Origin of the sequence: Shivajiella indica (assembly GCF_042683085.1) — a bacterium.
Classification (GTDB): Bacteria; Bacteroidota; Bacteroidia; order Cytophagales; family Cyclobacteriaceae; genus Shivajiella; species Shivajiella indica.
The window spans coordinates 418,772-444,842 of record NZ_JBHUIV010000010.1; the positions used below are offsets into that span (position 1 = coordinate 418,772).

Consider the following 26,071-nt stretch of genomic DNA (forward strand, 5'->3'; position numbering starts at 1 on the left):
TCAGGTTTAATTTTTAGGAAATATAGTTTCTTTATGTTATTTTTACATATTGAGAATTAAAAAATTATCTATGAAAAAAAACCTATTGCTTTCACTTCTTTTCCTGACCTTTTTAGGAATCTCCTCTCAGGCCCAGGAAGCCCTTTTTCGGGCACAACAAATCATTTCACCTGAGATCCATGAGGACAATACTGTTACTTTCAGATTATTAGCCCCTGACGCTAAATCAGTCCAAGTGACCGGGGATTTTTTGCCAACAGTGAAAATTGACTCCCCTATGGGCCAGGTGGATGGTCCGGGAAAAGCTGATCTTACCAAGAATGATAAGGGAGTTTGGGAATATAAAAGCCAAGTATTAGGGCCAGAATTATATAATTATTCTTTTATCATTGATGGATTTACCACCACCGATCCCAACAATCCTTTTTTAATAAGAGATGTGGCCTCGGTGACCAATATTTTTATAATAGGAGGTGGGCATGCAGACTTGTACAAAACGAATGATATTCCCCACGGGACTGTTGCCAGACGTTGGTATGATTCCCCTGGATTGGGTATGGACCGAAGGATTACCATTTATACCCCGCCAGGTTATGAGAGCTCTACTGAAAAATACCCGGTACTTTATCTCCTTCATGGGGCAGGTGGGGATGAAGAAGCCTGGATATCTTTGGGCCGTACAGCGCAGATCATGGACAACCTTATCGCTGAGGGAAAAGCAAAACCCATGATTGTAGTAATGCCTAATGCCAATGTGATCCAGGATGCAGCTCCTGGTGAAGGAAGTTTGGGTTATTATAAGCCGCAATTTATGGTACCAAAGACCATGGATGGAACTTACGAGGCCAATTTTATGGATATCATCAAATTTGTGGAAAGTAATTACCGGGTAAAAGCTGATAAAGCCAACCGGGCCATTGCAGGTCTTTCTATGGGAGGCTATCACACCATGCATATTTCCAGATATTATCCTAATACTTTTGATTATGTAGGGTTGTATTCAGCTGCTATCATGCCAAGGGAAGATGCCACCGGAAAGGTTTACAGTGATATAGATGGAACATTGAAAACCCAGATGGAAAATGGCTACAAATTGTACTGGATAGCCATTGGAAAGACGGATTTCCTTTACAAAGCCAATACTGAATACCGGGAAAAACTGGATGGCATGGGTATGAAATATGAGTATATTGAATCTGAAGGAGGGCATACCTGGCGAAACTGGAGGGTGTATCTTTCCGATTTTGCACCTAAACTTTTCCAGTAACCGGGAAAGTTTCAAGGGGATTATAGCTTATGCATTGAACTATCGATAGCACATGCCTTACATCCAGCCAATCCTTCATGGAACAAATGTAAAATTCATTTCCAAATCCTAATATTTAAAAACTCACAACAACCAACACTATGAAAATAAACATCTTTAGAACCTTTCTTACAGCACTTTTGCTCGTGGGAAGTACTTTACATGTTAGGGCTCAGGAAGTCAGTGCCATGCAGGCACCAAGAGTGGTTTCTCCTGAAATTGCCGACGATAATTCAGTTACCTTCAGAGTGCTTTCTGAAACAGCCAATTCCGTTACCATCAACGGAAGCTGGTTAGGCTTTGGCAAGACCCTTCCATTGACCAAAGGAGAACAGGGAGTTTGGTCCATCACTATTGATCCGTTGCCGTCTTCCATGTACCACTACAACTTTTTTATTGATGGGGTAGCTGCCATTGACCCCACTAACCCCCATGCATTGAGAGATGGTACCCGTTATGCCAGTTTATTGATGGTTCCTGGTGAGGGATCTGAGGTTTTTCAGTTGAATGATACGCCCCGTGGCAATCTTTCTATGGTTTGGTATGATTCTCCTTCTCTGGGTATAAACCGAAGAATGTATGTGTACACTCCTCCAGGATATGCTTCTGGAAATGATTCTTATCCTGTTTTGTATTTGTTGCATGGAGGGGGAGGTGATGAAGACGCATGGACTTCCCTGGGCAGGGCAAATTTAATTATGGACAATTTAATTGCACAAGGTAAAGCTAAACCCATGATTGTTGTTATGCCCAATGGGAATGCCTGGCAGACTTCAACTTTAAGACAGGTACCAGGAACACCGCCCGTTACCCGGGAAAGTTATGTCAAATATCAGGGGCAATTTGAAAAAAGCCTTGTAGAAGATATTATTCCGTATATGGAGAAAAATTATAGGGTAAAGAAAGATAAAAATAGCCGTGCCATCGCAGGATTATCCATGGGTGGTGGGCATACCATTACAGCTTCCATCACCTATCCGGGTACTTTTGGCTACATCGGGGTATTTAGCAGCGGAATATTCAATCAAAATGAGAATATGGCAGAGATGGAGAAGAAATTTATGGCCCTTAAGGAAACTGGTGTGTCCAAATATTGGGTAGCCTGTGGTGTTGATGACTTTGTGATGGATTCCAATAAAAGGCTGTTGGAAGTTTTAAAGAAAACCAATTTTGAACATGAATACTTTGAGAATGAAGGAGGGCATACCTGGGCAAATTGGAGAACTTATTTGACTTTTTTTACCCCAATGCTCTTTTAGAATTATCATTATCCAAGAAAACGCAGCTCTTAAAAAGCTGCGTTTTCTTTAAAAACCATCAGTTGGAATAAGGGAATTATCCAATGTAGAAATAATTAAAACTACCAAGGGTGCAGAATCCCATCAAAATTCATGAATGCCCCTGAATCACCGAGATGGATTTTGTCTACCACATTGGATAAAATATTTTGTACTGCTTCATCTGAAGAAAATTGGGCTTTTTGGCCTCCCATGTCTGTTTTGACCCATCCAGGATTGACATTGACGGAGATGATACCGTCTTTTTGAAGTTCCAGGGCCATAGATTTGTTAAGTATATTGAGCAGGTTTTTACTCCCCACATACCCATAATGTCCCCCGAAGCGCAGTAGGGATACAGAAGACAGCCAACTGGAGATGTTAATGACTTTTGGATTTTGACTTTTTTTCAACAAAGACCTGAAATGCTTTACAACGAGCAGTGGCGATAAACTATTGACATGGATGACTTTTAGCATTTCTTCTGCATCCAATTGATCCAAGTAGAAAGCTTTGGCCATCTGGTTTTTATCTGAATAATCCTTTGGGTTGATCCCTGCGTTGTTGACAATTAGGTCAATGCGGCTAAACATCTCTTGGCCCCAGTTGGCCAGCTCTTGAAGGGCTGACTCATCCGTTACCTCCAGTTGCTTCGGGTAGACCACCAAGTCCTCCTGGTTAAGGACTTCCGCTGCTTTCCGGGCTTTTTCAAAATCTCTTGCTGTAAGGATGACCTTATAACCTCTTCTACCCAGTTGGCGGCACCATTCGAATCCAAGACCTTTGTAGGCTCCTGTTACCAATGCGATGTTCACCTTTTCAAAAGCTTAAAACCGATTTCCCTTCCCTGTCCCTGAAACATGGCCAAGTTGATCCAAAACCAGGCAAACTGCTCCATCAATTCAAATTTGTCGTTGCCACCTATAGGATAGCATTCTCCAAATCCCGCGTCTATTGCCAGTTGTATGGCTGCATCTTTTCCTTTTTCACTGTCTCCTGCCACAAACATGTCTATGGCCATATTTCCATAATTAGGATTGACCATGTTGTTGAACCCGGTGGTATTGAAGCATTTGACAACATCCTTGGTTTGGGTATGGGCCAAGATGGCTTCTGATGTGGTTTTGAAGCCCAGTGGACCTCTACCCATGACGATATTCATGGCATCGATGATGATTTTACCGGTTGTATCTCCTAGGGATTGTGCTACCGCAACTGCTGCTGTGGCAGGGGTGGCAATCAAGATAACCTCGGATTTGATTACAGCATCTGCAACGGGGTATGCGGTAGTATTGGGATTTTTTAGGAGTTCTTTTCCTTTGAAGTCATTCAGATCCTGAACCCCTAGATAGATATGATGTCCGGCTTTTGCCCATTTGGTGGCGAGTGCTCCTCCAACATTTCCGGTTCCTATGATTGCGATTTTCATGGTTTTAAAAGTTTATATTTTTTAGTAGATGCGTTCACCTTCATATTCAGAAGGGGTTTGTAAATATAATTTGCAGTATTGTTCAGCTGTCCATCTTTTAATATTTTTTAAATTTTTCCTGAATACCATATCCTTTTATTTAGAAGTGTACTTTGAGATAATTATTCCTACGATTGCTACCATGTAAAACTGGCTTACCACTCCCCAAAAACCTGCGAGCAACCTTGCTTGCTCAGAAACTGGTGTAATATCACCATACCCTATGGTGGTAAGTGTGATTAAACTGTAATAAGAAAACTGCTGATATTTTGAAGGAATAGAATCACCTGAAATATGGAGAAAGGAATCCATGATGGATAGGTCCAGCAAAAGAAAACTGAAAGTGGCCAAAACGAGCAACAATAAAAACCCACTCAAAGAACCGTAAATCACACTTTCTGAAACTTCCTTTTTTTGAGTAATCTGTACCATCACTGAGTAAAACAAAAAGGAATAAAAGAGGAGGTAGGCAAGTAAAGAAACAATTGTCCATTTATCTGAAGAGAAAAATACCTTTGGGGCTATAGGTATGCTTATAACCATCAAAAACAGGAGGTTTCGAATTAATTTTTCCCATTTTTTCCGTTCATGGAAAACTCCTAAAGAAACCAAGCCTAGTAAAACCATATTGGCCGGCCATACCATTGAACTGTAAAATGAATGGTTGGTGATTAGAATTTTGTTAAAAATCACCATAAGCAATGCATAGAGCAATAGTTCAAATCGATATGTATGAATCCATCTTTCCATTAAAATAAAAACCCTTGTTCCGCTTCTAGCTTTTTCGGCAAATCTTTTTGGCCAAGCATCTCCAGTAAATCCCGCTCAATGGTATTGCAAAGTGCGGACAAGGGTACATCTGTAATCCGGTTTTCGAAAGGATCTTCATTCACTTCTCCCACCTTGGCTAGAATGGCAAATACAAAGGAGATGATCAATGCCACAGGAATCATCAGGAAACTGATCTCCATCCTGGTAAAATCCCCGATTAATGAAAATGGAAGTAACAAAATGAAAGCATACAGAAACAACCTGGTAAAAAAATCATATTGCCTAAGCAAAGGGGTATTTTTAATCCGCTCGCATCCCCCCTGAAAATTGGCCAAGGCCAGCAATTGCCCTTCCATTTGAAAGGAATCAAATCCACCCAATGTGCCGTTTGACATCGCATTATATATTTTTTTGCCCATGAGCAGTTGGAGAAAGTTGGGTTTGTTTTGACTATTGGTCAAAACCTTAAAATCCTCCCAAGAAAGAAAGGATTGCAGTTCTTCCCAGTTCTCCTGTTTTCTCAAGTGGAGCCTTAGGGCATGAACCCATGCAATGCAGTAGTTTACCATTTCCTTTTTAAAGGTTTCGCTGCGCTCTTTTTCAAAATTGGCCTGATGGGCATGGCTGTCAGTGAAGGTGATGATCAATCTGGCCAATACCCTGCTGGAGTTGACTATTCCTCCCCAAAGCGTTCGGGCTTCCCACCAGCGCCCATAGGAGCTATTGTTCCTGAAGGCTATAAAAATAGCCAGAGCACTTCCCAAAATAGCCGAAATGGAGAAAGGCAGGACCACTAAACTGATTTTTTGTTCATAGAACCCCCACACAAGTAAGGAAATAAGCAGGGAAAAGATGATTTCTTTTTGGACGTATTGTATGACCCTGATCGGGTTGAATTTTCTTTTGATGATCATGGGATTTAATTTTTCTTGAGTTGATAGCTCATACCAAAGGTGAACATACGGTCCCTTTGAAGGACACTTGAAGTAACAACCTGTTCATAGGTATAGCTGTATTGAGCGTTTGCTGATAAACCTTTCCAAACGGGGAGATCAAAGCCCAATTCCACCGATACCCGATTGTTTGGCACATAAGCCATTCCCGGTTGCCAATAGGCCGAATAAAATAGCCTCAGTTTTTGATCCAATAACCTATGCCAACCAGCTAGGTATACAGTCGCCCGCCAAATTTCGATGATGCTGTTCCCATTGTAAAAGCTTTCATTAAATTGAGTATTTCTGAAAGAGGTGTTTTCATATACCATACTTCCTGATAGTTTCAGGTTGGTTTTGGCTTGCTGAACTATCTGCCAGGTGTAGCCTGCACCACCAAAAGCCCTGCTTTTGATTTCCCTTCGGTAATTGGTCTGTAAATAAACCATGGCAAAAGGATAGTATTTCCGGAAAGGTCTGAAATACAGGTAGTTTCTGCTATTGATGTCATTGTCAGCTTTAAAATCACTGAATTCCTGGTAAAGAGTATTGTTCTGACTTTTGAAGACCCAAGGATTTTTACTGTTACTTACCAGTTCCAACCTTCCCCGTATAATCAAGAGGTTTACATTTCCTTTTTGGGAAGCGCCCGTCAAACCTGCCCGGATTTGGAAACTTGCTGTATCGCTTTCATTCAACTGGGCCTTGGCAAGGAAGGCAATGGAATGGAGGAAAATGGAAAGAAGTGCTAATTTGACTATTGACTTACCAGATTTGCTTACCTCCATTCTTTTCTTCATCTTAATGACTGAGCATTTCTACTACCATCTCAGCAGCCGCAGCTCCTGAATTCTGTTGTTGACCTGTGATCAAATTCCCATCTTGGATGGCATAGGATGCAAAAGGCGCTGCTACTTTGAATGTGGTACCGGAGATCTTTCTAGCCTCATCTTCGATGCGGTAAGGTTGGATTTTCATTCCCACAGCCTGATCGGCAAATTCCTCCTCTGCATCTGCGAAACCTGTCCACGTTTTTCCATGCACCAATAATTCACCGTTGGATTTTTTGGCCTCCAAAAGCAGGGTAGTGGAGTGGCAAACCGCTGCGCTTGGTTTTCCGGATTCGTAGAATTCGACAAACAGTTTTTCCAAATCTTTATTGCCTCGGAAAGTATACATAGGACCCTGGCCACCAACCAGAAAAATCGCAGCATAATCAGCAGGCTTTATTTCCGTTAGCTTTTTAGTATTTTCAAGCATGGCATTGAATTCAGGCTTTTGCAAATAGCCTAGAGAAATCACGTCATGGGCTGAGTAGCCAGAGGGGTCAGTAGGGTTGGAGTAACCATCCATTTCCAATTTTCCTCCTTCTGTGGATACCAATTCAATTTCATAGCCTGCTTCCTGAAAAACCCTTAAAGGATGGGTCAATTCTGCAATCCAAAAGCCAATAGGCCAACCTGTTTGTTTGGAAATAGAAGGTGAACTGGCTACCATTAATATTTTGCCTTTGGCAGGTGCTCCATGGAAGTGAACGTAACTTTGTCTTTCTTGAATTTGAGTCATGATTGTCTTTTTTTGTTTTAATTTTCCAAAAATGAAATTTTATACTACCTTTGACAATATACTTACCCAAATTCAGGATATACACCTTTTGGTGAGAAATGGAAAAATGATCGGATATGCCTGATTTTATATTCAACAAAAAGCTTTACTACAATCCTGTGGAATTTGCTATGGACAGGATAGGAGGGACCTGGAAAATGCCAATTCTTTGGCGATTGAAAAACAGGGTAATGCGTTATGGTGAACTGAAAAAAGATATTCCCCATATTACCCACAAGATGCTGACTTCACAGCTCAGGGAATTGGAGGAAGAGGGATTTATCACCCGAAAAGTTTACCCAGTGGTACCCCCTAAAGTAGAATACTCTATCACTGATAGAGGACTCGGTGCCATTCCCATCATTGAGACCATCAGGAATTACGGTTTACAGTTGATGGAGGATTTTGGGGTAGAAAAAAATAAGTGAATTTTTGAATCAATTTTTTCTTTCAAATTCTTCTTTATTCCTATTGCAAATTTATTCTGATAGTCCCTAACTTTCTGAACATTTAAATTGGATAATTATGGAGTTGTTTCTTCAAACCGAGACTTGGATTGCCTTATTGACCCTTACTTTCCTTGAAATTGTATTGGGTGTAGACAATATCATTTTCATCAGTATTGTTTCCAATAAGCTGCCCGAAAGCCAACAGGCTAAAGCCAGGACATTAGGTTTGACATTTGCCTTGGTTTTTAGGATTATGTTGCTTTTAGGGATATCCTATATAATTCAATTTACCCAGCCTTTGGTATCTATCGCAGGGTTTGACCTAAGCGGGAGAGATTTGATCCTTGCTTTTGGAGGCTTATTTCTTTTATTTAAATCCACGGTTGAAATTCATCATAAAATGGAAGGAAAAGCAGAAGAAGTCAAACCCAATTCTGCAAAGAGTCTTTCCGGTGTAATCTTTCAAATTATCCTTTTGGATCTGATTTTTTCTTTTGACAGCATACTTACCGCAGTGGGATTGGTCAAAGAAGTTATAATTATGATTATTGCTGTAATTATCAGCATCATGATTATGATGGCTTTCGCAGGTAAAATCAGCAGGTTTATCAATCAACATCCCACGCTTCAAATTTTAGCTTTATCCTTTCTTTTGTTGATAGGATTTATGCTGATGGTGGAAGGGCTCCATTTCGAAGTGCCTAAAGGCTACATTTATTTTGCTGTATTTTTTTCATTAGGGGTGGAAATGATCAATATGCGTATCAGGAAAAAAGAAGGAACGCATAAAGTACACTTAAATCCTAGAATCAAAGAGGTGAAAAAGTAGTTTTTTTAATTTATTGGCTTTACTGAAATCGAATTTCAAAATTAAGTACAATCATCAGCTATTTTTTTAAGTAGCTGCGATTGCTGATTTGAACTTATTGATTCATATCGGGTTTCTTAGAATACCTAGATAAACGTATTGTAGTTTCCCATTTTTTAAAATGGGTTATTCGTATTTATATTGAGTAATTTAAATGAACGGTTTTCGAGGTTTATTAATAACCAACTATGAATTCTATAAAAAAAATTTCCTTGTTTTTGTCATTTTCAATCGGCTTAATTTTATTCGGTTGTTTGCCCAAAGAAAAAATCATTCAAAAAGAAAACGACCCCAATATCAATCAAAAAGAATTCAGATCTTTTAATAAGCCGAAAACAGAAAAGCTGGTTATTTCAAATTCTGCTTCAAGTTATCAAGCCTATTTGAATGCTTCCGATAAAATTTTAAGTTCCCAAAGAGAGAAATTAAATGTTTTACAAAGCGGATATGAATCTTCTTTAAAGGGTAACAATATTCAGGTTTTTAAAGAAATCTATTACCTTAAAAAGAATAACCTTTCTTTAAAAGTGCGTTTAGGTAATTTGAAAGGACTTTCTTATTCCGAATTTACCTTGGAAAAGGAATCTATCAACCTGGACATAGCAAAAATGGACATTGAAATCAAAAGGTTGGAAATGGCTTTGAATTGATGTAATTCATTTCAAGCTGCTTCTGAGATCTCGTTGATAAAGGTCTTTTCCTGTTCAGAATAATATTCAAGAGAGTAAAACTTCTGCTGGTATATTCAATTCTTTATGGAATATTTTTGCTAGATCCAGGGTAAGGGGTTTTTTGCGGTTCAAAATCATGGAGATATAGCTTTTGCTTCCTATCTTACCAACAAGGTCTTTGTTTTTCATTCCAAGTTCCTCCATTTTCAGTCTAATGGCATCGATTGGATCCGGTAATGGAACAGGGTAATTTTTGTCCTCATAATCTTTAATTAGAACAAGGGCAACTTCTACCTTTTTCCCTTCAACTGAATTTGGTTCTACTCCTTTATCAAACATTTCATTGACCCAGTCAAGGTATGTTTCGTATTGTTTATCAGATTTTATAACACTAAGCTCCATAAAATTACTTTTTATATGATATGGTGTTTACATCAATTTTATCATATTCTTTATGGGTACCAAACCATTTGATTTGTATCACTCTAAATCATCCTAAAAATAAAAAAACCGCTTAGAAAATCTAAGCGGCTTGGGGGTGGGCCCACCTGGGCTCGAACCAGGGACCCCCTGCCCCGAAAGCTTTCGGGGGAGTCAGATGCTCTTATATTTTAATAAAAGTTTTTTACCGATTTCAGGATACCTTGCAAGGTTCTGAATATAAATTTTTGATTTCATTCTTTTGATATGGAGCTCAATGTTCCTTGCCTGTTTAAAAGTAAGGCATTCCAAGCTCCAAAATAAAGTCCAATCATCAGCTTTTTGTGTAAAGTTTAGTTTTCCATACCGTTTTTGAATGTGATTTTCAAATCTTTCTTCCACATTAAGAGTTGTGACACCTGAATAAAACCGATCCAGTTTAGTAGAATAGAGAATATAAACTATAGACTTTTCCATAGTCTAAAAATAAAAAAATCGCTTAGAATCTCTAAGCGGCTTGGGGGTGTGCCCACCTGGGCTCTGCCGATAGCTATCGGCACAGGGAGCTCCTGCCCCGATAGTCCCGATAATTCGGGAGGGGAGTCAGATGTTCTTGTAATTAGATTTTTGAACGAAAATATTTAAGTTAATATTGATTTGTTCGTTCAATTATATTTTGGAGCTTTTCGGGATCATCTTTTAAACTCAAAATAAACTTTGAGGATTTCATTTTCTTAATGAAAAGTTCGAGTTTTCTACCATGAGAAGTACTTTCACATTCAATGAATAAAAAGATTTTCCAGTCATTGGCTTTTTGGGTAAAATTCGAGGTGGAATACTTTTTTTCAAGATGATTATTTAGACGCTCTTCAATTTTTAGTGTTGTCAAACCCGTATAAAAGCGATTCAATTTTTCAGAAAAAAGGATATATACAAAAGTTTTCATAGAAAAAGTGGTTAGCGAATGGAACATCAAAATACAAAAAAAGCCGAGATTTTCATCTCGGCTAGTGGGCCCAGCTGGGCTCGAACCAGCGACCTCCTGATTATGAGTCAGAAGCTCTAACCAACTGAGCTATAGGCCCAAAATTTATTTTTTTAGCGACCTCCTGCCCCGATACTTCGGGGGAGTCAGAAGCTCTAACCAACTGAGCTATAGGCCCAAAATTTATTTTTTTAGCGACCTCCTGCCCCGATACTTCGGGGGAGTCAGAAGCTCTAACCAACTGAGCTATAGGCCCAAAATTTATTTTTTTAGAGACCTCCTGCCCCGATACTTCGGGGGAGTCAGATGCTCTAACCGGCTGAGCTATAGGCCCGAAATTATCAGCAGTCAGAAGCTCTAACCAACTGAATCCCGAAGATATCGGAAGCCCTATTTTTTACAAAACTTTTATTGTTAAACAGCCTTGCAAATGGGACTGCAATGTTACATATTTGGAATTAAATAAACAACCAAATAATCCATGAAAACTCCCCGGAATATTGATTTTTTTATATTCGATTTAGGTAATGTAATTATCAATATAGATTATGATTTCAGTATCAATGAGTTGAAAAAAATACTTCCTGAAAGCAAACATGAGCTCACCCAAAAATTTTTCCCTTCAAAATTTCATAAAGAATATGAAAAAGGGTTGATAAGCTCAGCCCAGTTCAGGGATGAGATCAGAGAACTTTATGAAGAAGATTGGACTGATGTACAAATCGATCATGTATGGAACAGTTTATTGAGGGATGTTCCCCAGGAAAGAATAGATATTCTGAAACAATTGAAGGTTGATTTTGGGACAGCCGTATTGAGTAATACCAATGCCATCCATATTGAAAAATTTGATCAGATTCTTCAGGAACAAACTACGGAAAAATCAATTTATGACCTTTGCCACAGGATTTTTTTAAGTCATGAAATGAGATTGGCAAAACCGGATGTGGCCATATATCAGGCAGTTTTGGAAGAAATTGCTATCCCCGCCAATAAGGTTTTGTTTTTTGATGATCTTCCAGCCAACCTAGAGGGAGCTAAAAAAGTTGGTTTTCAAACTTTTCACATTGCCCATCCTAAGGGATTGGTTGATTTTTTTGAATTCGGTTAAATAATCAACAATTGATGTACAGTAAAAAAGAATATCTCATTCACGGAATATTATTTGTTTTGACCATATTGGCTACTACTCTTGCCGGTGGTGAATGGTTGTACGGTAAATCCATATTGGGCACTGGAGAATATGCCCTGGATTGGGAATACTTCAAGAAATCCATGCATTTTTCTATACCTTTTATCGGAATTCTTTTTATCCATGAAATGGGTCACTTATTCACCTCCATACATCATAAAGTTAAATCCTCCTTGCCCTATTTTATTCCTGCCTGGTTGGGATTTTTGGGATCTCCCTCCATTGGTACCTTTGGTGCCATCATACAGATGAAAAGTTTTATCAATAGCAGAAGAAAGTTTTTTGATATTGGGGTAGCTGGACCTTTGGCTGGATTTGTAATTGCATTTGGTGTACTCTGGTATGGTTTTACACATCTTCCTAACGCAGACTACATTTATCAGATCCATCCGGAATATCTGGACCCTGATTTTCAGGGCCATTCTGAAGAAGAAGGTTATATCAACCTTAGAATGGGATACAACCTCCTTTTCTTCGGCATGGAAAAGTTGTTGGCAGATCCGGAAAAGATGCCCAATATGTCCGAAATCATCCATTTTCCATATCTTTTTGCAGGTTATTTGGCGTTATTCTTTACCGCTTTAAACCTATTACCCATTGGCCAATTGGATGGAGGACATGTAATTTTTGGTTTATTCCCAAAACATCATAAGATCATTTCCTTTGCAGCTTTCACCATTTTTGTCTTTTATGCCGGTTTGGGTGTAATCAACCCTTACCATGATATCAATAGATTATTGATTTCCATACCCTTGTATATTGGATTTCTTTATATCATTTACAGCAGGGCTAGAATTCCAAATCAGACCAAGTGGACCATTATACTTTTAATAGCCTCAATCCAATATGCCATTGTTTATATCTGGCCAACGGTGCAAGGTTATTCCGGCTGGTTGCTGTTTGCTTTCCTTTTGGGCCGGGTCATGGGTTTGGAACACCCGGAAGTAAGTGGATTTCAGGAAATGAACCCCAAAAGAAAAACACTTGCATGGATTGCCATTTTGATATTTATCCTTTGCTTTACTCCACAACCATTCATCTTTGGTTAAAAACTTTGTTCACTTTGTCAACTTTTGTGGTTCGAAAAAAATTGAAACAGACAACTTTAAAAGTATCAGTCTGAGGCTCGGTTTTTTATAATTTAAAAATTAACCACAAAAGTGACAAAAGGAACACAATAGAGGGTAAAAGACTCTTTCCTAAAGTTGGGAAGATATATTTGAGACTGCTATTGTTCACTTTGTAAACTATTGTGGTTCGAAAAAAATTGAAACAGACAACTTTAAAAGTATCAGTCTGAGGCTCGGTTTTTTATAATTTAAAAATTAACCACAAAAGTGACAAAAGGAACACAAAAGAGGGTAATAAACCGGTTACCTAAGATGTAAAAATATTTTTGATATTGCTTTTGTTTACTTTGTTAACTTTTGTGGTTCGTTAAAAATGAAATAGTTCCCTATCGCAGTCAATAGCCAATTGCCAAAAAATCTTTAGGCAGTGATTACAATTAGTTTTTGTTGCTTTTCTAACAAAAGAATGGACTATCATATTTTAATAACCATTTAAAACTGCTAAAGTTTTCTTGTTAAAATTGATGATGTATCCTTGGAGTTTTTATTTATTTTGTTCGCTCAAATCCAAATATGACTATGAATTTAATAAAGTGTTTACTGAGTCTGTTCTTACTTTGCACCATTACATTGTCCTTTGCTGAGGACAATCCCAAATGGTTACGTTATCCAGCCATTTCACCTGATGGGGAAAAAATAGTTTTTACATTTAAAGGTGACCTGTATGTTGTTTCTTCCTCAGGTGGAAAAGCAGTACAGCTAACCTTTCATGAAGCCCATGATTTTAAACCTGTTTGGAGTAAGGATGGGAAAAAAATCGCATTTGCCTCTGATCGTTATGGTAATTTTGATCTATTTGTGATGGATGTGGAAGGAGGGCCTGCCACCCGGTTAACCTTCCATTCCAACGACGAAATGCCCTATTCATTTTCAGCAGATGATCAGTTTGTGCTGTTTGGGGGTGTTAGGCAGGATTTGGCGGAACACAGACAATATCCTACTGCATCCCAACCAGAATTATATCAAGTTCCGGTAAAAGGTGGACGGGTAGATCAGGTATGGACGATTCCGGCAGAATATGTACAGTTGAGTAATGATGGTAAAAAAATCCTTTACCATGACAAGAAAGGGGGAGAGAACGAATGGCGTAAAAGGCATCAATCAGCTATTGCCAGGGATATTTGGTTGTTTGATTCCCAGAATAATTCTCATAAAATGCTCACAGGTTTCTATGGAGAGGACAGAAACCCGGTATTTGCCCCTGATGGCCAAAGTATGTATTATCTAAGTGAGGAATATGGGAGTTTCAATGTTTTGAAAATGAGTTTGGACAATCCTGGAAAATCAATGGCTTTGACTTCTTTGAAAGATTTTCCAGTGAGATTTTTAAGTATATCCAATTCAGGAACGATGAGTTTTTCCTATGATGGGGAGTTATATACCCTAAAGGAAGGGGAGCAACCAAAAAAGGTGGAAGTGAGCATCAAAACCCAGCCGGTTTCCAATGCTGACAGCTATATCAGTATCAATGGTGGGGTTAGGGAAATGTCCATTTCTCCTGATGGAAAAGAATTAGCCTTTATTGCCAGGGGAGAAGTCTTTGTCACTTCTATAGATGGCGCTATGACCAAAAGAATCACAAATACGCCTCAACAGGAACGTTTTGTTCAATTTTCCCCTGATGGTAAATCCATCCTTTATGCTTCTGAAAGAAATGGTAAATGGAATATTTACCAGACAAAGAAAATCAGGGAAAAGGAAGAGCCTTTCTTTTTTGCCAGTACTTTGTTGCAGGAGGATGAATTGGTCAGTAATGGCTTAGACAATTATCTGCCTCAATTGTCACCGGATGGTAAGAAATTAGCTTTTGTGGAAGGGAGGAGGACATTGAAGGTAATGGACATGGCCACCAAAAACACTGTTACGCTGATGACTCCTGAGGAGTTTTACCATATGCAGGATGGAGATAAATATTTTACATGGAGCCCTGACAGCAAATGGTTACTGGCAGAATATCGTCCTACCATGGCCAATGGGGAAGTGGTATTATTGGATGCCAGTGGTTTAAAGCCTTTCGAAAATTTGACTCAGAGTGGTTACGGTGATAGTAGGCCGAAATGGGTCAATGGCGGCAAACAAATGATCTGGTTCAGTAATCGGGATGGCTTAAAGGGTTTTGCCTCCAGTAGTGGTTCCCAAAATGATGTTTTTGCCCTTTTCTTTACCCAGGAAGCTTTTGATAAATTCAAATTGAGTAAAGAGGATTATGATTTGCTCAAAGAAGTGGAAAAAATGGCCAAAGATGGGGAAGAGAAAAAAGAGGATAAAAAGGAAGAAAAGAAGATTGAAGACATAAAAATTGATTGGGATGACCTAAAAGAAAGAAAGGCCAAATTAACCATTCATTCATCTTCCCTTGGGGACGCGGTTATTGATAAAGAAGGAGAGAAGCTTTACTATTTGGCCAGGTTTGAAAAAGGTATGAATCTTTGGAGTACAGACCTTAGGACCAAAGAAACCAAAATGGAATTGAAATTGGATGCAGGTTTCGGCAGATTGGAATGGGATAAGGAAATGAAAAACCTGTATTTGTTGGCAGATGGAAACATTTCTAAGATTACAGATAAAGGGTCAAAAAGGGAGCAGATTAAAATTGCCGGGGAGATGACTTTGGATACGGAAGCTGAAAGGGAAGAGATGTTTGAACATATCAAAATCAGGACAAAAGGTACCTTCTATACTTCAGATTTCCATGGGGTGGATTGGGAGGCCTTGACTGCTCACTATGAAAAATATCTTCCTTCCATTGGCAACAGTTATGAATTTGCAGAGATGGTGTCAGAACTGATTGGTGAACTAAATGTATCGCATGCCGGAGCCAGGTTCAGCAGAAGCATATCACAGGGAGATGCAACATCTTCTTTGGGGATTTTCATGGATTATACACACAAAGGTGTAGGGATCAAAATTGCAGAAGTGCTCAAGGATGGGCCATTGAATAAAGCTGGCATGAATATAAAAGCCGGTATGGTGATTGAAAAAATTGATGGTGAAATAGTTGCATTGGATAAAGATGTAGCCCAATACTTAAACCGGAAGGCAGATAAATTTACCCTTTTGGAAGTTTTTGATCCAAAAACAAATACCAGGCAGCAGCTTACCGTTAAGCCTATCACTTTGGCACAGGAAAACCAATTGTTATATAAAAGATGGGTCAAAAAGAACCAGGAAGAGGTTGAAAGGTTAAGCAATGGTACCTTGGGATATATCCATATCCCGGGCATGTCTGATGGTCCATACCGTACCACATATGAAGAAATGATGGGGAAATATCATAACCGTAAAGGGGTAATTGTGGATACAAGGTTCAATGGCGGTGGTGACTTGGTTGCAGATTTGGCCATGTTCTTTACCGGAGAAAAATTTATCACGTATGCCACTGAAGATAGGGAAGTGGGTTATGAACCTACTTTTAGATGGACCAAACCTACCTTGGCCATGTTCAATGAAGCCAATTATTCAGATGGACATTGCTTTGCATGTGGTTATACGGATTTGAATATAGGAAAGACAGTGGGTATGCCTACTCCAGGCACTTGTTCCTTTGCCGGATGGGAAATGTTACCTGATGGGGCAAGATGGGGAATAGTTCCGGTTTCGGCAAAAAACAAAGCAGGGGAGTGGATGGAAAACAATGAAACCAAGCCACAGTTTCAGGTTAAAAATATGCCAGGTCAGATAGATAAAGGAAAAGACCAACAGTTGGAAAAAGCCGTAGAGGAGCTGTCGAAAGATGTAAATTGAGTTGTTTAATAATGGATTTCGGAGGTGGGAATTTTCTACTTCCGGAATCCCTCATTAAAATCAAAGCTCCAAATCTCAATTTTCAAAATCCAATTTGGGATATTTTATAATAATGAAAACTGAGGTTTAATTTTTTAAGAAAGCAGTATCTGAAATTCCAAAAGGCAGAGTATTTTGTTTGGGCTTTTGGATAAAAGATTTATGGTTAAATTGTTTGGGATTAGCAGATATTGTTTAAAAACCACAACCAATTTGGCATATTTCATTTTTTTTGCCAATCCAATCCCAAACTTCTATTATATTAGAATTTGGAGAAGCTGTGTAAGTTTAGTAGAAAAACTAAAAAGAACCTCCTGACCTTTAATTGATCAAAATGGAAGATTTTACGCTTAATATTTTAAATCTGTTTTTGGTGTTGGTTGCGGCATGGTTGGGAGGAATTGCCTCGAAAAGACTTGGATATCCACCTATTTTGGGTGAACTGATAATAGGGATTTTATTGGGCCCAACTTTATTGGGATTGATCAAAGAAACTGAAACGATCAAGGTTCTTGCAGAAATCGGGATAACCTTGTTGATGGTATATATTGGGATAGAGATTGATTTTGCAGATCTCAAAAAGGCTTCTTGGGCAGGATTGTTGGCCGCAATAGGTGGTTTTATTGTTCCTTTTGTCCTTGGATATTATACCATCATTTACTTTGGGGGAACTCCAACTTCAGGGCTGTTTGTTGCCATAGCGGTTGGTGTCACTTCCCTGGCTACTAAAAGTAGGATTTTGGTTGACTTAAAGTTGCTAAATACCAGAATCGCCTATGTGCTGATGGCAGGTGCATTGATATCCGATACTTTAGCATTGGTGATTTTTGCCGGAATAGTCAGTTTTGCAGATGCCGGATCTTTGGATCTTGCTGGATTGTTATGGGTTCTAGGAAAGGCTCTATTGTTTTTTACAGGTACGATAGTGATAGGAAATTACCTGTTGCCCATTTTGGGAAAAAGGATATCAAAGTTCAAAAATCAGAGCAGTACCATGTACTTTACCATGATTTTGATTATTGCGTTTGGTTATGCGGAACTGGCTGAACTGGCAGGCATGCACAGTATCTTAGGGGCATTTATGGCAGGATTGTTTATTAGGGACAACTTATTTCCTAAAAATATTGCAAGGGAAGTTCAAAAATCTTTTTATGACGTTTCCATTGGATTTATGGCACCGATTTTCTTTGTCTCTGCCGGTTTTAATGTCAATATCAATGTTTTTCAAACTGATCTTGTGATGATGTTGACCATAGTATTTGTAGCTATCGTGGGTAAAATATTCGGCACCATGTTGTTTTATTTGCCTAGTGGCCATGGTTGGAGGGAAGGTATTACGGTAGGCTCTGGAATGAACGGAAGAGGTGCGGTTGAAATTATTATTGCAGGGATTGGTTTGGAGATGGGAATCATCAATCAGAGCATTTTCTCCATATTGGTATTTATGGCGATTTTCACGACGTTCACTGTTCCTTTTATGTTAAAATGGACCACTACATGGCTAAGGAATAGGGGTGAATTGATTCATGTTGATGGTAGGAAAGGCATTCTTATTTTAGGCGTAAACCCTATCAGTCTGCTTTTGGCTAAGCACTTGAATGAGAAAGAACCCATTGTGCACATGGTTGATGCCAATTTGGAAATGGTTGAACTTGCCAAAGAAAGAGGGTTTGAATGTACCCATGGGAATGCACTAAAGGACGTGGTCATGGAGCAGGCAAAAGCAAATGAATGCAGTGTATTTATAGGAATCACAGGTAATTCGGAGGTAAATCTTCTTGCAGCGCAAGTGGCACGTGAAAATTTTTTCATTTATAATAATCATATACTTCTTACTAAGGATGAAGGTGGGGCTGGAAAATCAATTTTGGAAGCCATAAAAGCTTCAACCGTATTTGCAATGAAAGTTCAACCTGAACCATGGAATCAAAAAATAAACAGTGGCAATTATGTTCAAAAGACCAATACGGTAAGTAATAGTACCAAAACCAGGGATTGGGTACTTAAACACGGAAAGGGCAAAATATTACCCTTGATCATACAAGACAAAGAGGGAAAGAAAAGGGTGTTTCAATATGAAGATACAATTGCATCAGGAGAAAAAGTTATTTATATTACTTGAATGTGAATTTCACAATTTCAAAATGAAGAAAATTAGAATGTATTGAGTTTTTATAATGATTTTTAATCTAAAATAATCTAACAAAACTTTGCCGAATTTTTTAAATTGTAAAAAGATTACAGACCATTAAATCAAGCAATTATGAAATGGCAAGGCAGAAGAAAAAGCAGTAATATTGAAGACAGAAGAGGTCAGAAAGCCCAGAACTTTGGGGGAGGAGGTGGAATGAATCCTATGCTCCTCGGTCCCTTAATTAAAATACTTTTCTCAAAAACAGGCCTCATCCTCATTGCCGCATTCTTCTTGATAACTTGGCTGACCGGGACTAATCCATTATCCCTTATTGCCAATTTTTTAGGAGGTGGGCAGTTAACGGAGGTGGTGGATTCAAATTATCAAGCTTCTGCTGAGGAACAGGAATTGGCAGAATTTACTGCGGTGGTTCTTGCAGATACAGAGGATGTTTGGAATCAATTAATGGAAGGATACAGAGAACCGGTATTGGTTCTATTTTCGGGCTCAGTAAATTCAGCCTGTGGTTTTGCCTCGGCAGCCACCGGTCCTTTTTACTGCCCGGGGGATGAAAAGGTATATATAGATTTGAGTTTCTTCCAGGACATGGGAAAGAAATTGGGAGCTCATGGGGATTTCGCCCAAGCTTATGTCATAGCGCATGAAGTTGGACATCATGTTCAAAGATTGGATGGTACATTGGAACAGGTTCAATCCAAAAGAGGAAAAATACCAGAAGCTGAATTTAACCGCCTGATGGTCAGATTGGAATTGCAGGCTGATTTTTATGCGGGTGTTTGGGCCCATCATACCCAAAAGGTTAAAGGAGTTCTAGAGCCCGGGGACTTGGAAGAAGCATTGAATGCTGCAAGTGCGGTTGGGGATGATAGGCTTCAAAAACAGGCTACGGGAAGGGTAGTGCCGGATTCTTTTACCCATGGAACTTCAGCACAAAGGGCCAGATGGTTTAAAAGAGGCTTTGACTATGGTGATGTCAGTATGGGAGACACTTTCAATGCAAGAGAATTATAAAGCATTTAAAAAAAAAACAATCCAAAAAATAAATGGCCTGAAAAACGCAAAGATTTTTAGGCCATTTATTTTAAATATTTTTGGTAGTTTTTCCGGATTCTACCAACCTCCTCCCAAGGCCTTATAAAGCCTTACTGTTCCGATCAATTGCCTTTCCAGGGCAATTGACTTTTCAAATTCAGCATTGTAAAACTCCCTTTCAGAATCCAAAACCTGGAGGAAGGAAGTGTAGCCGTTATCATATAAAGCCTTGGAAAGCATGAGGGATTTCTCAGTAGCTTTGACCTGTTTCATTCTTGCAGTAAACTCATTGGTATAAGTCCTGATTTCAGCAAGGGAATTTTCCACATCGGCAAAAGCATTCAATACGGTTTGTTCGTAATTATAGGCGGTTTGCATAGCCCTTTCTCTTTCCATTTCAACCCTTCTTTTATTTTGGCCAAAATTGAATATTGGTCCTGTAAGTTGGCCTGTAACAGACCCTAAAAAGGCATCTGGGGTAAAGATATTAGAGATTGAAGGGCTTGCTACACCAAAGAAAGCGGCCAAGTTTACTGAGGGAAACCTCATGGCCACAGCAACTCCGATTCTTTCAGTTTGTGCAATCAGTGACTGTTCTGCCGCAACAATATCCGGTCTTCTTTCCAATAATTCAGAAGGTAGGCCAGTTGGCATGTCCAAAGGCATTAATTGTTGCTTGTTTTCAAGGCCACGACTTATAGGTTGATATGTCCTCGCCAATAAAATATTCAGGGCATTTTCCACATATATGATTTCCCTTTCAAGCGCATAAATTTGGGCCTCAGCGGAAGCTGCCAATTGTTCTGCCTGCAGTTTATCCAGTTCTGAGACGTTACCTTTTTCAAACCTTTTGGTGATAATATCCAAATATTCCATCCTCGTCTCATAAGTTCTTTGGGTAATACCCAGCCTTTCATCCAAACCTCTGAGATTAAAGTATAATTCGGCAACTTGGGCTACCAATGAAATGTAAATTGATTTTCTGGTTTCCTCAGCGGACATCAGTTCAGCATAAGCAGCTCTATTGGCCCTTCTGAGTTTACCCCAAAAATCAATTTCCCATGAAACATTTCCCATTAGTCCAATCATATTAGGAGAAAATGCGACCCCGGCCTCTTGGGAAGTCTCCCTGAAATCCGTAGCTCTTGCCTTGGCATTGTAATCCAGAAATGGATAAAGATTTGCTTTATTATAGCCAAGGACAGCTTTTGCTTCTTCAACCCTGGAAGCAGCAAATAACAGATCTAGATTTACTTCAAGGGCATTTTTGATCAGGGATTGCAAGGTAGTATCCTGGTAAACTTCCCACCATGACATATTGGTAATGGAATCCGAAGAGACTTCTACCTGCACATATGAAATGGGCCTTTCTTTATCTTCCCTTTTGTAATTGGGACCAACTTTACAGGCTACTAAAAATAACCCCGATATAAGAATCAATGCTATATTTTTCATATCAATGAGCGGGTTCAGAAGGTGAAACAGGAGCATCTGGAGCATCGGATTTTTTCTTTCTTTTTCCAATACTTTCAATCAGTACAAAGAGTCCCGGAACCACGATTACCCCAATGACTGTTGCAATTAAGGTTCCGCTAAAAACTGCCATTCCCATTACTTTTCTGGCTTCGGCGCCGGCTCCGACTGCCCTTACCAGAGGTGTAACCCCCAACATAAATGCAAATGAAGTCATCAGAATAGGCCTTAACCTTAGTTTAGCCGCTTCAATGGCAGACTCGTAGAGGCCTTTTCCTTCCTCATAAAGCATTTTGGCAAACTCGACAATCAGAATCGCGTTTTTGGCCGTTAAGCCGATTAACATGACCAATCCTATTTGGGCAAACACATTGTTGACATAGGAGGTACTCCAAAAGCCTCCTAGCCATAATCCCAAAAAGGCTCCAAAAACAGCTGCCGGCACACCCAGCAGAACCGAAAACGGTAATTTCCAACTTTCATACTGGGCGGCCAAGATCAGGAAAACAAAGACCAAAGCCATCAGGAACATGGTACCACCTGTACCTTCAGCAGCTTTTTCCTGATAGGACATGTTACTCCAGGAATAGCCTATTTCTTTGGGCATAGATGTAGCAACCTCTTCCAAAGCCTTTAAAGCATCTGAAGAACTAAACCCTTCAGCTGGTGCTCCGGAAATTTCAGCTGCCCTGTACATGTTGAATCTATTGGTGTAGGAGGGACCTGAAGCGTCTTCTACTGTTGTCAAGGTGGAAAGAGGAATGATTTCCCCGGCCTTACTTCGCACATAATATCTTGATAAATCCAAGGGATCCAACCTGTCTTTTCCTTCTGCCTGTACAAATACTTTATATTGCCTACCAAATCGGTTGAAGTCATTCACATAGGCACTTCCCAGGTAAGTGGAAATGGTGCTGGTTACCTCTGAAAGGTCAATCCCCAATTTTTCAACTTTGTCATAATCAATATTGATTTTTTTCTGAGGTACATTGGCCCGATAAAGTGTGAAAATATTCCCGATTTCAGGCCTTTTCCTAGCTTCAGCAATGAAATTTTGGGCCTGTTCTGCCAGGAATTCAGGGTTGTTTCCAGACCTGTCCTGTAATTGAAGTGTAAATCCAGCTGAAGTTCCCAAACCTTCAATCGGTGGAGGACCGAATGCAATTGCACTGGCTTCAGAAATAGTAGATCGAAAGGCAATATTGGTTTCCTGGATAAGTTGTTTGGCAGTTTTTTCCCTTTCATCCCATGGCTTTAGTGAGATAAAGATAAATGCATTATTGGTAGCATATGAACCCGTCAAGAGGCTATATCCCAGTACCACCGTTGAGTATTCGATTTCTTCAATATTACCCAGGATTTTCTCTACTTTTTTGGTGACTTCATCTGATCTCTCCAAAGATGCTGCATCTGGTAACTGAACATTGACAAGATAATACCCTTCATCTTCTTCAGGAACGAAGCCTGATGGGATGCCTCTACCTAGGATGACTGTAACAAATAAAACCACTAATATGATAATGCCCGATCGGATGGATTTCCGGGCCACAATTCCAGCCACTCCAGTGTATTTGTTGGTAAACTTATCAAACCCCCTATTGAAACTATTGAAAAACCTTTGTAAAAGCCCTTTCTTTTCTTTTTTAGGTTTCAGCAGAAGAGCACTTAGAGCAGGGCTCAGGGTAAGTGCGTTGAAGGCAGAAAACAATACTGAAATGGCAATAGTGATGGCGAACTGTTGATACAATCTACCGGTAATTCCTCCCGCAAATGCCACCGGTACAAATACTGCGGCAAGAATAAGAGCGATGGCCACCACAGGACCCCCCACTTCCTTCATGGCTTTCTTTGTGGCCTCTTTAGGGGAAAGTCCATGTTCTATATGGTGCATTACCGCTTCAACCACCACAATGGCATCATCGACAACCAGACCTATGGCTAAAACCAATCCCAGCAAGGAAAGAACATTCACAGAAAAACCCAATAAAGGGAAAATAATAAAGGTACCCAGCAAAGACACCGGTACAGTCAAAAGTGGAATCAATGTAGCCCTCCAATCCTGAAGGAATATAAAAACTACCAAAATAACCAGGATGACGGCTTCAAATAAGGTATGGACAATTTCTTCAATACCAACAGATATGGCCCGGGTGGTATTTAGGGAAACTTCATATTGGATATCGTTGGGAAAGTAACCCTTTAATCCCTCCATTGTGGTTTCAACCAATTCCGCTACTTCCAAAGCGTTTGAACCAGGCATTTGGTACACCACAATTGTAGCTGCCTGGGCTCCGTTCAGTCTACTTACGGCATTGTAATTATCAAGTCCAAGTTCAATTCGTGCTACATCTTTGAGCCTTATAATAGATCCTCTATCATCAGCTTTGACAATGATATTCCCAAATTCTTCTTCAGTAATCAAACGCTCCTGCATGGTGACAGTATAGGTGTATTCAACACCTTCAGGGGAGGGAGGTGCACCGAATTTTCCACCAGGAGTAATGGCATTTTGTTTTCTCACGGCATAGACCACATCATTTACTGTCAGATCCATCCTTGTAAGTAAATCGGGTTCCAGCCATATCCTCATGGAATAATCAGATCCACCAAATAGCAAAACATCACCAACCCCTTTCAATCTTTTTAGCTGGTCAACGACATTGATATTGGCATAATTGTTTAAAAACTTGGCATCATAACTATTATTTGGGGAAGATAAAGAGACCAACATAAGGGGGAATACCAAAGACTTTTTAGTAGTTACCCCAAAGTTTTTAACTTCAACAGGTAACTTTGCATTGGCTTGGGACACCCTGTTTTGGGTAAGCATATTGGCATTGTCCAGATCTGTGCCTACTTCAAATGAAACCTGCAGGGTTAATGATCCATCTGCTGCATTGACAGATTTCATATAAAGCATTTCTTCCACACCATTGACTTGCTGTTCAATAGGAGTAGCTACAGCTTGCTCCACATTCACCGCATTGGCGCCGGTAAAATTTGTGGTCACCTGTATCATTGGAGGGGTAATTTCCGGATATTTTGAAACTGGAATTCCTCTTAAGGTTATCAATCCCATGAGTATCATCAGGATTGAAATAACCATGGCTACTATTGGTCGACGTATAAAAAACTCACTCATTTTGTATCTTGCTTAAGCTGGGAAAATTTTAAGGATTTTGTGATTTTTCAGGCCATGTCTGCTCAATCACCTCAATTTTGGTTTCCGGTGTCAAACCTGTAGTACCTAAAATTGCAACCATATCACCTTGTTTTACCCCTGATAAAATTACCCAGGCATCATCCGTTCTTGGTCCTGTTTCCACCGGCGTTGCCTTAATCTCTCCTGATTCATTGATTAAATAAACCTGAGATAAATGCTGCTGTTGGATGACAGCTCTTTGGGGAACCAATATGGCGTTCGGTAAGGTAGTGATTAATATTCTTGCTTTAACAAATAATCCGGGTCTTAGGATTCCTTTTGGATTAGGAAACCTTGCCTCTACCGTTAGGGTGCCTGTTTTGGGATCAATTTCCCGGTCAGCTAAATTAATTTCTCCTGTTTCTTCGTAAAGCGTACTGTCTGCCAAGATAATTTTTACATTCTTTCTGGTTCTTTCAAGTTCCTCCTGGGTGAATCGGGTCAGTCTCAGATATTCTCTTTCACTGATCTGAAATCTTACCCTGACTGCGCCAATGCTGGAAATTGTAGCAAGTACAGAACTTGTTCCTGCCCTGGTTACATAATCACCTACCCTAAAATTGGATATACCAATGACTCCGTCAAATGGGGCATAAACTCTGGTATACCCCAACTCAATTTTTGTATTGGAAAGTGAGGCTTCTGCAGCTTCTACTCTGGCTACGGATGCTTTATAGGAAGCTTCAGCATTGTCAAGGTCCTGCTTGCTCAGTGCATTCATTTCTGCCAAAGGCCTAACCCTCGCCAGTTCATTTTGGGCCCTTACCATTTCGGTTTTTGCACTAGCCAACTGGCTTTGTTCCCTATCTACATTGGTTTGATATTGGATATCATCTATGACATAAAGAAGGGTTCCTTTTTTTACAAAAGAACCTTCTCTGAAATTTAGAGAAGTGATCCAGCCTTCCACCCTCGATCGGATATCTACATCAGATTCACCGTAGACCTGTGCAACAAACTCTTCATAAATGGGCACTTCGGTTTGGATTGCTTTTACTGCATTGACCTGAATGGGCGGTAGGACTATTTCTTCTTTTTTGCTGCAACTGTAATTCAAAAGAGTGGATGAAAAAAATATCAAGAAAAGGAAATAATTTTTCCCAATGAATTGGAAATTTCTATTCATGGCGATGGTGTTTAATTGATAACTAAATGTAATAATTCATAAAATTTATATTCATATTTTCAGTAAAAATATTTTTAAAATTTCATTTGGTAATTCTTTGTATATACACTTATTTAAGGTTTTTATGAAAGTATTTAGACGAATATCATATTTACATTTTAAGAGATTATAAGTCTTAACTTTTTAATTTATTTTCATAAAGATTAAATTATTAAAATAAAATATT

22 protein-coding genes and 1 tRNA gene are annotated in these 26,071 nt (G+C 39.3%); 10 read left to right on the top strand and 13 right to left on the bottom strand.

Translation table 11 applies throughout. From position 1 onward, the window contains the following. The first annotated feature begins 70 nt into the window (after window positions 1–70). The gene (locus ACFSKV_RS05175) at window positions 71–1,267 is read left to right on the top strand and encodes an esterase (RefSeq protein ID WP_380800833.1); all 1,197 of its coding nucleotides are present in this window, start codon (window positions 71–73) and stop codon (window positions 1,265–1,267) included. Window positions 1,268–1,407: 140 nt separating this feature from the next. Further along, entirely contained in the window at window positions 1,408–2,565 is a 1,158-nt protein-coding gene (locus ACFSKV_RS05180) for an esterase (protein WP_380800834.1), read from the top strand. A gap of 101 nt (window positions 2,566–2,666) precedes the next feature. On the opposite strand, the gene ACFSKV_RS05185 is transcribed toward ACFSKV_RS05180, so the two are convergent. From ACFSKV_RS05185 to ACFSKV_RS05210, 6 genes are all read right to left on the bottom strand, one after another. After that, window positions 2,667–3,398, bottom strand: coding sequence for an SDR family oxidoreductase (locus ACFSKV_RS05185; RefSeq protein WP_380800835.1), 732 nt, complete (start codon window positions 3,396–3,398; stop codon window positions 2,667–2,669). Further along, on the bottom strand, window positions 3,395–4,012 hold the full coding sequence (locus ACFSKV_RS05190; RefSeq protein ID WP_380800836.1) for an NADPH-dependent F420 reductase: 618 nt from the start codon (window positions 4,010–4,012) through the stop codon (window positions 3,395–3,397). Before ACFSKV_RS05190 ends, ACFSKV_RS05185 begins: the two co-directional genes overlap by 4 nt. 135 nt (window positions 4,013–4,147) lie before the next feature. Next, window positions 4,148–4,594, bottom strand: a complete 447-nt coding sequence (locus tag ACFSKV_RS05195; RefSeq protein WP_380800837.1) for a potassium channel family protein — start codon at window positions 4,592–4,594, stop codon at window positions 4,148–4,150. Window positions 4,595–4,800: 206 nt separating this feature from the next. Continuing rightward, window positions 4,801–5,736 carry a bestrophin family protein gene (locus tag ACFSKV_RS05200; protein ID WP_380800838.1) on the bottom strand — a complete coding sequence of 312 codons (936 nt, stop codon included), beginning with the start codon at window positions 5,734–5,736 and terminating at the stop codon, window positions 4,801–4,803. Window positions 5,737–5,741: 5 nt separating this feature from the next. Beyond that, on the bottom strand, window positions 5,742–6,554 hold the full coding sequence (locus ACFSKV_RS05205; RefSeq protein ID WP_380800840.1) for a DUF481 domain-containing protein: 813 nt from the start codon (window positions 6,552–6,554) through the stop codon (window positions 5,742–5,744). Window position 6,555: 1 nt separating this feature from the next. Next, window positions 6,556–7,320: a type 1 glutamine amidotransferase domain-containing protein gene (locus ACFSKV_RS05210; protein WP_380800841.1), complete on the bottom strand. Its 765-nt coding sequence runs from the start codon at window positions 7,318–7,320 to the stop codon at window positions 6,556–6,558. Between the two features lie 116 nt (window positions 7,321–7,436). Here ACFSKV_RS05210 and ACFSKV_RS05215 point away from each other — a divergent pair, with 116 nt between their 5' ends. From ACFSKV_RS05215 to ACFSKV_RS05225, 3 genes are all read left to right on the top strand, one after another. Further along, window positions 7,437–7,787 (top strand): winged helix-turn-helix transcriptional regulator, encoded by a 351-nt coding sequence (locus ACFSKV_RS05215; RefSeq protein ID WP_380800843.1) that lies wholly within the window; start codon window positions 7,437–7,439, stop codon window positions 7,785–7,787. Between the two features lie 97 nt (window positions 7,788–7,884). Further along, entirely contained in the window at window positions 7,885–8,637 is a 753-nt protein-coding gene (locus ACFSKV_RS05220) for a TerC family protein (protein WP_380800844.1), read from the top strand. Between the two features lie 227 nt (window positions 8,638–8,864). Then, the gene (locus ACFSKV_RS05225; protein ID WP_380800845.1) at window positions 8,865–9,326 is read left to right on the top strand and encodes a hypothetical protein; all 462 of its coding nucleotides are present in this window, start codon (window positions 8,865–8,867) and stop codon (window positions 9,324–9,326) included. Window positions 9,327–9,392: 66 nt separating this feature from the next. Here ACFSKV_RS05225 and ACFSKV_RS05230 read toward each other — a convergent pair whose 3' ends face one another. The 4 genes from ACFSKV_RS05230 to ACFSKV_RS05245 all read right to left on the bottom strand — a co-directional run bounded on the left by ACFSKV_RS05230 (window position 9,393) and on the right by ACFSKV_RS05245 (window position 10,852). Continuing rightward, a complete protein-coding gene (locus tag ACFSKV_RS05230; protein ID WP_380800846.1) occupies window positions 9,393–9,749 on the bottom strand; it encodes a helix-turn-helix domain-containing protein in 357 nt (118 codons plus the stop codon). A gap of 192 nt (window positions 9,750–9,941) precedes the next feature. Further along, complete coding sequence (locus tag ACFSKV_RS05235; protein WP_380800847.1) at window positions 9,942–10,244, bottom strand: GIY-YIG nuclease family protein; 303 nt, start codon at window positions 10,242–10,244, stop codon at window positions 9,942–9,944. Window positions 10,245–10,413: 169 nt separating this feature from the next. Then, window positions 10,414–10,713: a GIY-YIG nuclease family protein gene (locus ACFSKV_RS05240; protein ID WP_380800849.1), complete on the bottom strand. Its 300-nt coding sequence runs from the start codon at window positions 10,711–10,713 to the stop codon at window positions 10,414–10,416. Window positions 10,714–10,778: 65 nt separating this feature from the next. Continuing rightward, window positions 10,779–10,852 (bottom strand) — tRNA-Ile (locus ACFSKV_RS05245). A 381-nt stretch (window positions 10,853–11,233) separates the two neighbouring features. On the opposite strand from ACFSKV_RS05245, the gene ACFSKV_RS05250 reads away from it, so the two are divergent. From ACFSKV_RS05250 to ypfJ, 5 genes are all read left to right on the top strand, one after another. Next, window positions 11,234–11,863, top strand: coding sequence for an HAD family hydrolase (locus ACFSKV_RS05250; protein ID WP_380800850.1), 630 nt, complete (start codon window positions 11,234–11,236; stop codon window positions 11,861–11,863). 14 nt (window positions 11,864–11,877) lie between these two features. Then, window positions 11,878–12,993 (top strand): site-2 protease family protein, encoded by a 1,116-nt coding sequence (locus ACFSKV_RS05255; RefSeq protein ID WP_380800851.1) that lies wholly within the window; start codon window positions 11,878–11,880, stop codon window positions 12,991–12,993. Between the two features lie 600 nt (window positions 12,994–13,593). Further along, a complete protein-coding gene (locus ACFSKV_RS05260; protein WP_380800852.1) occupies window positions 13,594–16,818 on the top strand; it encodes a S41 family peptidase in 3,225 nt (1,074 codons plus the stop codon). Between the two features lie 373 nt (window positions 16,819–17,191). Then, the gene (locus tag ACFSKV_RS05265) at window positions 17,192–18,979 is read left to right on the top strand and encodes a cation:proton antiporter domain-containing protein (protein ID WP_380800853.1); all 1,788 of its coding nucleotides are present in this window, start codon (window positions 17,192–17,194) and stop codon (window positions 18,977–18,979) included. A 141-nt stretch (window positions 18,980–19,120) separates the two neighbouring features. Further along, on the top strand, window positions 19,121–20,023 hold the full coding sequence (ypfJ, locus tag ACFSKV_RS05270) for a KPN_02809 family neutral zinc metallopeptidase (RefSeq protein WP_380800854.1): 903 nt from the start codon (window positions 19,121–19,123) through the stop codon (window positions 20,021–20,023). A 99-nt stretch (window positions 20,024–20,122) separates the two neighbouring features. On the opposite strand, the gene ACFSKV_RS05275 is transcribed toward ypfJ, so the two are convergent. From ACFSKV_RS05275 to ACFSKV_RS05285, 3 genes are read right to left on the bottom strand one after another with little or no spacing between them, the layout of a single operon-like run. Further along, window positions 20,123–21,499 carry an efflux transporter outer membrane subunit gene (locus ACFSKV_RS05275; RefSeq protein ID WP_380800855.1) on the bottom strand — a complete coding sequence of 459 codons (1,377 nt, stop codon included), beginning with the start codon at window positions 21,497–21,499 and terminating at the stop codon, window positions 20,123–20,125. Window position 21,500: 1 nt separating this feature from the next. Beyond that, complete coding sequence (locus ACFSKV_RS05280) at window positions 21,501–24,659, bottom strand: efflux RND transporter permease subunit (protein WP_380800856.1); 3,159 nt, start codon at window positions 24,657–24,659, stop codon at window positions 21,501–21,503. Window positions 24,660–24,687: 28 nt separating this feature from the next. Then, window positions 24,688–25,845: an efflux RND transporter periplasmic adaptor subunit gene (locus ACFSKV_RS05285; RefSeq protein ID WP_380800857.1), complete on the bottom strand. Its 1,158-nt coding sequence runs from the start codon at window positions 25,843–25,845 to the stop codon at window positions 24,688–24,690. Window positions 25,846–26,071 lie beyond the last annotated feature (226 nt).

What these genes read in the sequence shown, in the direction of transcription:
- ACFSKV_RS05225 (WP_380800845.1), top strand. Translation starts at nt 8,865, where the DNA reads ATGAATTCTATAAAAAAAATTTCCTTGTTTTTGTCATTTTCAATCGGC.
- ACFSKV_RS05200 (WP_380800838.1), bottom strand. Translation starts at nt 5,736, where the DNA reads ATGATCATCAAAAGAAAATTCAACCCGATCAGGGTCATACAATACGTC.
- ACFSKV_RS05280 (WP_380800856.1), bottom strand. Translation starts at nt 24,659, where the DNA reads ATGAGTGAGTTTTTTATACGTCGACCAATAGTAGCCATGGTTATTTCA.
- ACFSKV_RS05260 (WP_380800852.1), top strand. Translation starts at nt 13,594, where the DNA reads ATGAATTTAATAAAGTGTTTACTGAGTCTGTTCTTACTTTGCACCATT.
- ACFSKV_RS05235 (WP_380800847.1), bottom strand. Translation starts at nt 10,244, where the DNA reads ATGGAAAAGTCTATAGTTTATATTCTCTATTCTACTAAACTGGATCGG.
- ypfJ (WP_380800854.1), top strand. Translation starts at nt 19,121, where the DNA reads ATGAAATGGCAAGGCAGAAGAAAAAGCAGTAATATTGAAGACAGAAGA.
- ACFSKV_RS05220 (WP_380800844.1), top strand. Translation starts at nt 7,885, where the DNA reads ATGGAGTTGTTTCTTCAAACCGAGACTTGGATTGCCTTATTGACCCTT.
- ACFSKV_RS05240 (WP_380800849.1), bottom strand. Translation starts at nt 10,713, where the DNA reads ATGAAAACTTTTGTATATATCCTTTTTTCTGAAAAATTGAATCGCTTT.
- ACFSKV_RS05275 (WP_380800855.1), bottom strand. Translation starts at nt 21,499, where the DNA reads ATGAAAAATATAGCATTGATTCTTATATCGGGGTTATTTTTAGTAGCC.
- ACFSKV_RS05255 (WP_380800851.1), top strand. Translation starts at nt 11,878, where the DNA reads ATGTACAGTAAAAAAGAATATCTCATTCACGGAATATTATTTGTTTTG.
- ACFSKV_RS05205 (WP_380800840.1), bottom strand. Translation starts at nt 6,554, where the DNA reads ATGAAGAAAAGAATGGAGGTAAGCAAATCTGGTAAGTCAATAGTCAAA.
- ACFSKV_RS05250 (WP_380800850.1), top strand. Translation starts at nt 11,234, where the DNA reads ATGAAAACTCCCCGGAATATTGATTTTTTTATATTCGATTTAGGTAAT.
- ACFSKV_RS05195 (WP_380800837.1), bottom strand. Translation starts at nt 4,594, where the DNA reads ATGGTTATAAGCATACCTATAGCCCCAAAGGTATTTTTCTCTTCAGAT.
- ACFSKV_RS05180 (WP_380800834.1), top strand. Translation starts at nt 1,408, where the DNA reads ATGAAAATAAACATCTTTAGAACCTTTCTTACAGCACTTTTGCTCGTG.
- ACFSKV_RS05265 (WP_380800853.1), top strand. Translation starts at nt 17,192, where the DNA reads ATGGAAGATTTTACGCTTAATATTTTAAATCTGTTTTTGGTGTTGGTT.
- ACFSKV_RS05215 (WP_380800843.1), top strand. Translation starts at nt 7,437, where the DNA reads ATGCCTGATTTTATATTCAACAAAAAGCTTTACTACAATCCTGTGGAA.
- ACFSKV_RS05190 (WP_380800836.1), bottom strand. Translation starts at nt 4,012, where the DNA reads ATGAAAATCGCAATCATAGGAACCGGAAATGTTGGAGGAGCACTCGCC.
- ACFSKV_RS05175 (WP_380800833.1), top strand. Translation starts at nt 71, where the DNA reads ATGAAAAAAAACCTATTGCTTTCACTTCTTTTCCTGACCTTTTTAGGA.
- ACFSKV_RS05285 (WP_380800857.1), bottom strand. Translation starts at nt 25,845, where the DNA reads ATGAATAGAAATTTCCAATTCATTGGGAAAAATTATTTCCTTTTCTTG.
- ACFSKV_RS05230 (WP_380800846.1), bottom strand. Translation starts at nt 9,749, where the DNA reads ATGGAGCTTAGTGTTATAAAATCTGATAAACAATACGAAACATACCTT.
- ACFSKV_RS05210 (WP_380800841.1), bottom strand. Translation starts at nt 7,320, where the DNA reads ATGACTCAAATTCAAGAAAGACAAAGTTACGTTCACTTCCATGGAGCA.